The following is a 7877-nucleotide window of genomic DNA, read 5'->3' on the forward strand; positions in this document are numbered from 1 at the left end:
CTTGACCGCCATGGCGGCGGCCTCGTCCACTGATTTCGGCTTGCCGCCCAACACCGGCGAGATCGCGATCGCCGCGACCTTCAGGCCGGGCAGCTTGGTGTCGATGCCGTATTCGGCGCGGCCATTCACCTTGTCGGGCGAGTCCAGCCGCTTGGCCCGGGTGCCGATCAGGGTGAAGTCCTTGGGGTCCTTCAGCGCCACCGTCTTCGCGTCCGGCACCGGCAGCGCCGCCGCGGCATCGGCCAATTCGCCATAGCCGAGGCTGCGTTTGCCGTCGGTGACGGCGCCGTGCTGGGCCTTCAGGGTCGACGGGTCGACGCCCCACTGCTTCGCCGCGGCGGCGATCAGCAGGGTGCGGGCCACCGCGCCGGCCTGGCGCAGCGGTGTCCAGAAACCGCGGATCGCGGTCGAGCCGCCGGTGAGCTGGATGCCGATCAGCGGGTTGGCGTAGAGCGCGTCATTCGCCGGGGAATGTTCGAGCCGGACCTGGTCGAGCCCGACCTCCAGCTCCTCCGCCAGCAGCATGGCCTCGGCGGTGTAGATGCCCTGCCCCATCTCGGCCGAGGGCATCACCAGCGTGACCAGCCCCTGCCGGTCGATGCGGATGAAGGCGTTCGGCGCGAAATCGGCCGCCTCGGCGGCGGCCCAGGCCGGGCGCAACGACGGCGCCAGGGCGACGGTGAGGGCCAGGCCGCCACCGAAGGCAGCGCCGACCTTGAGGAAGCCGCGGCGGTCGAGCCGGGGCGTGTGCGAACCATCAGGCATGATCGGTTCCCCCCTCAGGCCGCGGCGCGATGGATCGCGGCGCGGATGCGCTGATAGGTGCCGCATCGACAGACATTGCCGGACATGGCGCTGTCGATGTCGTCGTCGGTCGGCTTCGGCGTGTCGGTCAGCAGCGCCGCCGCCGACATGATCTGGCCGGATTGACAGTAGCCGCATTGCACGACTTCGAGGTCGAGCCAGGCCTGCTGCAGCGCCTTGCCCTGCGGCGTCTCGCCGATCGCCTCGATCGTGGTCACGGCGCTGTCGCCGAGACTGTCGACCGTGGTGATGCAGGACCGCGTCGCCGCGCCGTCGACATGCACGGTGCAGGCGCCGCACAGTGCCGCGCCGCAGCCGAACTTGGTGCCGGTCATGCCGAGCACGTCGCGCAGCACCCACAGCAGCGGTGTGTCGCCGTCGACATCCACCTCGTGCGGGGTTCCGTTGATCTTGATGGTGAAAGCCATGGCTGCCTCTCGGTGGCTAGGGCGGGAAACATGGGTGGTCAGTCCTGGCTACACGCCCCGGACCTTTTCGATAATCCGGTCAATCGGCGATAGCCTTTGAAGTCTGGCTGCAAGATCTGACGGGCTGCGAAACCGGATCTCGGTATCGGGTACGGGCGATCCGCCCGCCATCCCGATGGGACCGCCGGTCAGTGCCTGTTTCTCAGCTTAGAATGTGGAACAGAGTGGCGAGCCCGGCGCCCGCCTGTCAAGCAACGCAGCGCAGCGGTGGCCGGCACCGCGGCCGACAATGCCGCAGCCAGCGGGCCGCCCATTGAAGCCGGCCGATCACGGCGCATCTCAGTCATATGAGCCCCATCATCCGCCTGGCCCTGGCCGCCCTGCTGGTCCTGGCCGCCGCACCGGCCGCCATGGCGCAGTGCATCGTCAACCCGAACGCCATCGGCGCGCCCTGCGTCGGCAACGGCCTGCCGGCGATCACCAACCGCAGCGGCCCGCCCAGCCTGCGGCAGCTGGTGCCGCTGCCGCAACCCAACCCGATCCCGCGCGACCTGCCGCCGGTGGCGCAACCGCGCCAGGCCGAAAGCCTGAGCCGCAAGGTGCCGTCCTACCCGGCCCTGCCGCTGCCGTCGAACGGGATGGCCCAGCGCTGCGTCACCTTCACCGGCAGCTGCCCGATCCTGGGCGGCGCCATCCCCAGTTCGTCCTGCTCCTGCGGCTCGGCGACCGGCTCGGCGCGGTGACCCCATGCGGGTCGCCCTGGTGCTGAACGGTGCCGCCGGGGCCCTGATCGGCCAGCAGCCGGACGCGATCGTCGCGAAATACGAGCGGATCCTGGCCAGGGCCGGCGCCGAGGGTCAGGTCGTGGTGGCAACCGGCGCCGACCTGTTGCCGGCGATCGACGCCGCCATCGCCTCCGACGCCGAGGTGATCCTGGTCGGTGGCGGCGACGGCACCATCATCGCCGTGGCGGAGCGGCTGCTGCCCGAACACCGCGCCGGGTCCGGCCGGCCGTTGGGCGTCGTGCCGCTGGGCACCGCCAACCTGCTGGCCCGCGACCTCGGCATCCCGCTGATGCCGGAGCTGGCGGTGCCGGCCCTGCTGTCCGGCCGGGTGCTGCGGATCGACGTCGCCCTGGTCAACGACCGGATCTTCCTGAACAGCTCGCTGCTGGGGGTCGCGCCGCGGATGGTGCAGCAGCGCGAGCGCGCCCGGCACGATCGCGGGCCGTTGAAATGGCTGCGGCTGGTGCGCGCCTTCTTCCGCGGCCTGGACCGCGCGCCGCGGCTGCATGTGGTGCTGCAGGCCGATGGCCGGCCGGTACGGCTGGTCACCCGCACCCTGGCCGTGTCGAACAACCCGGTGGCCGAGGGCTTCGCCGCGATCCACGGCCGCAAGACGCTGGAGAGCGGGGTGCTGGGCGTCTATGCCGCACGGATCGACCGGCGGCTCGACCTCTGGCGCCTGGCCGTCCGCATCGTCGCCGGCACTTGGCAGCGGGATCGGGCGACGGCGGCGCTGGCGTCGCGCCGGGTGAATGTGGTGGCGCGCCGCAAGCGCCTCTGGGTTGCCAATGACGGTGAGAACCATCTCTTGGCCACGCCGCTGCGCTATCGCATCCTGCCGCGGGCGCTGGTCGTGCTGGTGCCGCAGGCCGCAACCGAGCCATCCGCATGACCAAGACCATCGCCCACATCTCCGACCTGCATTTCGGCCGCACCGAGCCGGCGGTGGTCGAGGCGCTGCTGGCCGAACTGGCGGCGACAAAGCCGACGGTGATCGCGGTGTCCGGCGACCTGACGCAGGATGCCCGCAGCGGCGAATTCGCGGCCGCCCGCGATTTCCTGGACCGGCTGACCGCGCCCTATCTCGTGGTGCCGGGCAACCATGACATCCCGCGGCTGAACCTGCTGTCGCGCTTCACCAAGCCGTTTTCCCGCTACCGCCGCTACATCACCCAGGACACGGCGCCGGTGCTGGTCGAGGACGGCATCGCGCTGGTCGGCGTCAACACCGCGCGGCGCCTGGTGGCGCATTGGAACTGGTCGCATGGCGCGATCAGCCTGGGCCAGATCGAGAAGGTGCGGGACACGGTGCGGGCGCTGCCGCGCGACACGCTGAAGATCGTGGTGGCGCACCACCCGTTCCTGCCGCCGCCCGACGACCCGACGGCGCGGCTGATCGCGCGGGCCGAGACGGCGCTGCGCTTCTTCGCCGCCGCCGGGGTCGACCTGATCCTGACCGGGCACCTGCACAAGGGCTTCACCGGCGAGGTCACGGCGCATCACGGCCGGGTGCGCCGCCCGATCCTGGTGGCGCAGGCCGCCACCGCGACCTCGACCCGGCTGCGCGACGAACCCAACGCCTACAACCGCATCCTGGTCGACGGCAACCGCCTGACCCTGGAGCCGCGGCGCTGGGACGGCGCCCGCTTCACGCCGATGCCGGCGCACAGCTACGAGAAGGTGAAAGGCCGCTGGCTGGCGTTGCCGGCGGCGGACTGACCCGGCTTCGACCCTCAGACCTGCCCCATTCCGCCGTCGACGATAAGATCGATGCCGGCGACGAAGGAGCTGTCGCCGCTTGCCAGGAACAACGCGGCCTTCGCGGTTTCCTCCGGCTCGCCGAAGCGGCCGAGGGGGATCTGGGCGATGCGCTCCGGCGCTGCGGCGAGAACGCGTTCGAGCGGAACACCCATCTTGCCGGCCATGGGCGTCGATGTGGGACCGGGGCTGAGCACGTTCACACGAATTCCCCTGCCCGCCAGTTCGCTCGTCCAGCCGCGGGCGAAGGCCCGCACCGCGGCCTTGGCCCCGCCGTAGAGCGAGAAGTTCGGCAAGCCGGTGAAATGCGCGATCGACGAGGTCAGGATGATCGAGCCGCCTTCCGTCATCAGCGGCAGCGCCTTCTGCACCGTGAAGAACAGGCCGCGGACATTCACCGCGAACTCCCGGTCGAACTGGGCAGGCGTGATCTGGTCCATCGGATTGAGGGTGAGGATACCCGCATTGGCAAACACGATGTCGAGGCGGCCGAAGCGCCGATCGATCTCGGCATAGAGGCGGTCGAGGTCATCCAGGTTCGCCACGTCTCCGGCAATGCCCACCACCCCCGACCCGAGGTCGGAAACGGCCTGATCCAGGACGTCCTTGCGTCGACCGGTAATCACGACCTGGGCACCTTCGGCTGCGAAGAGCCGGGCGGTGGCGAGGCCGATGCCGCTGTTGCCGCCGGTGATCAGGGCGACTTTTCCGTCAAGTTTGGGCACGTCCGCATCTCCACGATGTCTGGTTGCCGGAAGATCGGGCGCCTCTTACTGTCTGACAATTCGTGATTATGAGATCGGCCTGTACAGCTGGATTACACAATGGACAGATCGGCGCTGGACGGCCTGGTCACATTCCTGGCGGTCGCGGATCACAAGGGATTTCGGGCGGCGGCCCGCCAGCTGGGTGTGACGCCCTCGGCGATCAGCCAGAGCGTGCGGGCCCTGGAGTTGCGCGTCGGCGCCCCGCTGTTCTCGCGCACGACGCGCAGCGTCGGGCTGACGGAGGCGGGGGAACGGCTGCTGGCCCATGCCAGGCCGGCGGTGGAGATGCTGCGAGCCGGCCTGGACGCGGCGCGCGACATCGGCGGGCAGGCCAGCGGACATCTGCGGATCAATGCGCCGCGGGCGAGCCTGCCGCTTCTTATCAACCGCCTGCTGCCCGGCTTCTGCGAGGCGTATCCGAACGTGCAGCTGGAACTGGCCGGCGAGGACGACCTGATCGACATCGTGGACCGGGGCTTCGACGCCGGCATACGCCTCGGCCATGTCGTCGAGGTCGACATGATCTCCACTTGGCTGACGCCATCCGAACGCTATGTCGTCGTCGGCGCGCCCGGCCTCTTCGCCAGACACGGTCGGCCGAAGACGCCGGAGGATATCAAGACCCTGCCGGCGATCCTGATCCGCCGGAACGGCCGCATCGTGCGGAGCTGGGACTTCTCGGCCGATGGCCGGACGTTGCGCGTCGGCATCGACGGCCCCCTCGTTCTGAACGACGCGGAATCCTGCATCCGCGCAGCCCTGCGGGGCGTCGGGCTGCTGTACACGGTGCGCTCACTCGTCTCGAAATATATCGAGCAGGGCACACTCGAGGTCGTCCTGCAGCAGTTCGGGAGAGAGGTACCCGGCCTGTATCTCTACTACCCGAGCCGAAGCCAGTCCCTGCCGAAGCTGCGTGTGTTCGCCGAGTTTGCGACGACGCGCATGCGCCGGGCGCTCACACCCGACGCCTATTCCCCCTTGCCCGAAGGGTCCGCGCCCTAGACGATTGCCGCGACCGGTGCCCCCGGCCAGTTCAGCAGGTCGGCGAGGCGCGATAGCGCCCGTTCAAGGTCGGCGCGGTCGGGCACGCCGCCGAGCGACAGCCGCACCGCTTCCGGCGGCGCCCCGGTGACGTCGAAGACGTCGGCCGGCACCACCAGCAGCCCGGATTCCCAGGCGGCCGCGGCAAAGGCGGCAGCGGTCCAGCCGGTGGGCAAGGTAAGCCAGAGATGGTTGCCGTCCGGCTGCGCCGTGATCGCGGCGTCCGGCAGCAGGTCGGCGGCGAGGCGCTGGCGGGCCCGGTTCTCCGCCCGGATCGCCGCCGTCAACCCGTCGAGCGTGCCGTCGCCGATCCAGCGCGTCGCCAGCGCCGCCAGCAAGGGCGACGCCATCAGGCTGGTCGCCCGCAGCCCGGCGGTCAGCTGCAGCGCCCGGCGCGAGTCGGGGGCGGCGACATAGGCGATGCGCAGTGCCGGCGTCGCGCATTTCGACAGCGACGCGACATGCCAGGCCAGCTCGGGTGCCAGGGCAGCAAAGGCTGTCGGCGGCGTCTCGGGCAGCGCGCCATAGGCATCGTCCTCGATGAGGATGACGCCATGGCGGCGGGCAATGGCCACGATGGCATGCCGGCGCGCCAGGGGCATCGTCGCCGCGGTCGGGCTGGCGATGGTCGGCACCACATACAGCGCCCGGGGCGGCGCCGTGCGGCACAGATCCTCGAAGGCCTGCGGGTCGATGCCGTCGCCGTCATGCGCCAGCCCGGCCAGGCGCAGGCCGAGATGGGTGGCGATGGCCCGGACGCCCGGATAGGTCAGCCCGGCGCAGGCCAGGGTTTCGCCGCGGCGCAGCACCAGGTCGAGCAGGGCGAACAGCGCGCTCTGCGCCCCCGCGGCCAGCACCACCCGGTCCTCCGTCACCGGCCCCAGCCGCCGCGCCAGCCAGCCGGCAGCGGCGGCACGGTCCGGCGCGATGCCGCCGCTGGGCTGGTAGCCCAGGACGGCGTTGGCACCCGGCGCCGCCAGCAGCGCCGCGAGGCCCTGGGCGATCTGGTCGCCGAGCCCCGGCGGCTGCGGCGGCACGTTCATGCCGAGGTCGAAGCTGATGGCCGCGGCGGTGGCCACCGGGACCGCGGCGGGCTGGGCGCGGACGAAGCTGCCGCTGCCGCTGCGCCCTTCGACCAGACCCATACGCTTTAGCTCAGTGTATGCGCGCGTCACCGTGGTCAGGTCGACGCCCAGTTCGCCGGCCAGCTGTCGCTGCGCCGGCAGCCTGGACCCGATAGCCAGGGACCCTCTGCGAATCCGGTCGGCCAGATCGGCGACGATGGAGCGATATTTCGACATGGGCCAACCCGCGACGGTTCATCGCAAAACCATACGCTTGACTAAATCGTATGGCAAGACTAGATAGGAGGAACCATACAATTGACCGCGTCGATGATCCGACCGGCCCACCGGCAGGTGACATCATGGCCCAACCCGCAGCCTATCCTCCCCTGAAGCCGTTTGCGGTCGGACTGCGGGCCCGCTGCCCGCGCTGCGGCAAGGGACATCTGTTCGCCGGGTTCCTGACGCTGGCGCCCAGCTGCGATGTCTGCGGCCTGGACTATTCCTTCGCCGACCCGGCGGACGGCCCGGCTTTCTTCGCCATGTCGATCGTCAGCTTCCCGATCGTCGCCTTCGCGGCCTGGCTGGAGCTGCGCTTTTCGCCGCCCTTCTGGGTGCATCTGGTCACCACCGCGCCGATGCTGATCTTCGGCTGCCTGGGGCTGCTGCGGCCGCTGAAGGGCTGGCTGGTCGCCGCGCAATACATCAACAAGGCCGGCGAGGCCCGGGGGGTGCGCAAGAGCGAGGATTAGTCCCGGCCGAGCCAGGGGTCCGGGCCCGGGTCGCGGCCGGCGGCGAGTTCGGCCAGCCGGTCGATGTAATGCGCCCAGCCTTCGGCATGGCCGGCGCATTGGCCTTCATCGGGCAGGCCGCTGTGGGTCATGCGCAGCAGCGTGCCGTCGGGCGGCTGCTCGATCAGGTCGATCTCGACCAGGCTCGACCCCGGCGGCACCACCGTGCTGCCGTCCCAGCCGAAGCTGTAGGACAGGCGGTGCACCGGCACCACCTCGCGGAAGCTGCCGCGGGCGAAGCGGGCGCCGGTGACGTTGACCAGATAGAGCCCGCCGGGATGCGGCTCGGTCTGCGCCTCGGTGCCCATCCAGCGCAGGATCTGCTGCGGATCGGTCAACAGGGCGAAGACCGCCGCGGGCGGCGCGGCGACGCGGGTCTCGCGGTGGACGACGAGCGGATCAGCCATGGCGGTCCTCCTGGTTGCGGGCCCTGCGGCCG

General features: G+C 70.6%; 10 protein-coding genes. 5 read left to right on the plus strand and 5 right to left on the minus strand.

What is annotated here, in order from left to right; genetic code table 11:
• Both AC3XYG_RS05395 and AC3XYG_RS05400 read right to left on the minus strand, forming a co-directional pair.
• Window positions 1-765: molybdopterin cofactor-binding domain-containing protein (locus AC3XYG_RS05395; RefSeq protein WP_489138788.1), on the minus strand; the 765-nt coding region annotated here is incomplete at its 3' end.
• Window positions 766-779: 14 nt separating this feature from the next.
• Window positions 780-1232 (minus strand): (2Fe-2S)-binding protein, encoded by a 453-nt coding sequence (locus AC3XYG_RS05400; protein WP_489138789.1) that lies wholly within the window; start codon window positions 1230-1232, stop codon window positions 780-782.
• A 347-nt stretch (window positions 1233-1579) separates the two neighbouring features.
• Between AC3XYG_RS05400 and AC3XYG_RS05405 the strand changes: the two genes are divergently transcribed.
• Genes AC3XYG_RS05405 through AC3XYG_RS05415 form a run of 3 tightly spaced genes read left to right on the plus strand, consistent with a single transcriptional unit; the run spans window position 1580 to window position 3736 of the window.
• The gene (locus tag AC3XYG_RS05405; protein ID WP_489138790.1) at window positions 1580-1975 is read left to right on the plus strand and encodes a hypothetical protein; all 396 of its coding nucleotides are present in this window, start codon (window positions 1580-1582) and stop codon (window positions 1973-1975) included.
• 4 nt (window positions 1976-1979) lie between these two features.
• Entirely contained in the window at window positions 1980-2909 is a 930-nt protein-coding gene (locus tag AC3XYG_RS05410) for a diacylglycerol/lipid kinase family protein (RefSeq protein ID WP_489138791.1), read from the plus strand.
• Window positions 2906-3736: a metallophosphoesterase family protein gene (locus tag AC3XYG_RS05415; RefSeq protein WP_489138792.1), complete on the plus strand. Its 831-nt coding sequence runs from the start codon at window positions 2906-2908 to the stop codon at window positions 3734-3736. Before AC3XYG_RS05410 ends, AC3XYG_RS05415 begins: the two co-directional genes overlap by 4 nt.
• 14 nt (window positions 3737-3750) lie before the next feature.
• On the opposite strand, the gene AC3XYG_RS05420 is transcribed toward AC3XYG_RS05415, so the two are convergent.
• The gene (locus AC3XYG_RS05420) at window positions 3751-4500 is read right to left on the minus strand and encodes an SDR family oxidoreductase (protein ID WP_489138793.1); all 750 of its coding nucleotides are present in this window, start codon (window positions 4498-4500) and stop codon (window positions 3751-3753) included.
• Window positions 4501-4599: 99 nt separating this feature from the next.
• On the opposite strand from AC3XYG_RS05420, the gene AC3XYG_RS05425 reads away from it, so the two are divergent.
• Window positions 4600-5544 carry a LysR family transcriptional regulator gene (locus AC3XYG_RS05425; protein WP_489138794.1) on the plus strand — a complete coding sequence of 315 codons (945 nt, stop codon included), beginning with the start codon at window positions 4600-4602 and terminating at the stop codon, window positions 5542-5544.
• Here the strand turns inward: AC3XYG_RS05425 and AC3XYG_RS05430 are convergent.
• Window positions 5541-6884, minus strand: a complete 1344-nt coding sequence (locus AC3XYG_RS05430; RefSeq protein ID WP_489138795.1) for an aminotransferase-like domain-containing protein — start codon at window positions 6882-6884, stop codon at window positions 5541-5543. The genes AC3XYG_RS05425 and AC3XYG_RS05430 overlap by 4 nt on opposite strands.
• Before the next feature lie 125 nt (window positions 6885-7009).
• Here AC3XYG_RS05430 and AC3XYG_RS05435 point away from each other — a divergent pair, with 125 nt between their 5' ends.
• Entirely contained in the window at window positions 7010-7399 is a 390-nt protein-coding gene (locus AC3XYG_RS05435) for a DUF983 domain-containing protein (RefSeq protein ID WP_489138796.1), read from the plus strand.
• On the opposite strand, the gene AC3XYG_RS05440 is transcribed toward AC3XYG_RS05435, so the two are convergent.
• The gene (locus AC3XYG_RS05440; protein ID WP_489138797.1) at window positions 7396-7845 is read right to left on the minus strand and encodes an SRPBCC family protein; all 450 of its coding nucleotides are present in this window, start codon (window positions 7843-7845) and stop codon (window positions 7396-7398) included. The two genes, AC3XYG_RS05435 and AC3XYG_RS05440, sit on opposite strands and share 4 nt — an antisense overlap.
• Window positions 7846-7877: the final 32 nt, after the last annotated feature.

This window comes from Inquilinus sp. (genome assembly GCF_057815775.1).

Excerpts from the sequence above, each read along its gene's own strand:
- AC3XYG_RS05400 (WP_489138789.1), bottom strand. The coding sequence starts at position 1,232 with ATGGCTTTCACCATCAAGATCAACGGAACCCCGCACGAGGTGGATGTC.
- AC3XYG_RS05405 (WP_489138790.1), top strand. The coding sequence starts at position 1,580 with ATGAGCCCCATCATCCGCCTGGCCCTGGCCGCCCTGCTGGTCCTGGCC.
- AC3XYG_RS05410 (WP_489138791.1), top strand. The coding sequence starts at position 1,980 with ATGCGGGTCGCCCTGGTGCTGAACGGTGCCGCCGGGGCCCTGATCGGC.
- AC3XYG_RS05415 (WP_489138792.1), top strand. The coding sequence starts at position 2,906 with ATGACCAAGACCATCGCCCACATCTCCGACCTGCATTTCGGCCGCACC.
- AC3XYG_RS05425 (WP_489138794.1), top strand. The coding sequence starts at position 4,600 with ATGGACAGATCGGCGCTGGACGGCCTGGTCACATTCCTGGCGGTCGCG.
- AC3XYG_RS05430 (WP_489138795.1), bottom strand. The coding sequence starts at position 6,884 with ATGTCGAAATATCGCTCCATCGTCGCCGATCTGGCCGACCGGATTCGC.
- AC3XYG_RS05435 (WP_489138796.1), top strand. The coding sequence starts at position 7,010 with ATGGCCCAACCCGCAGCCTATCCTCCCCTGAAGCCGTTTGCGGTCGGA.
- AC3XYG_RS05440 (WP_489138797.1), bottom strand. The coding sequence starts at position 7,845 with ATGGCTGATCCGCTCGTCGTCCACCGCGAGACCCGCGTCGCCGCGCCG.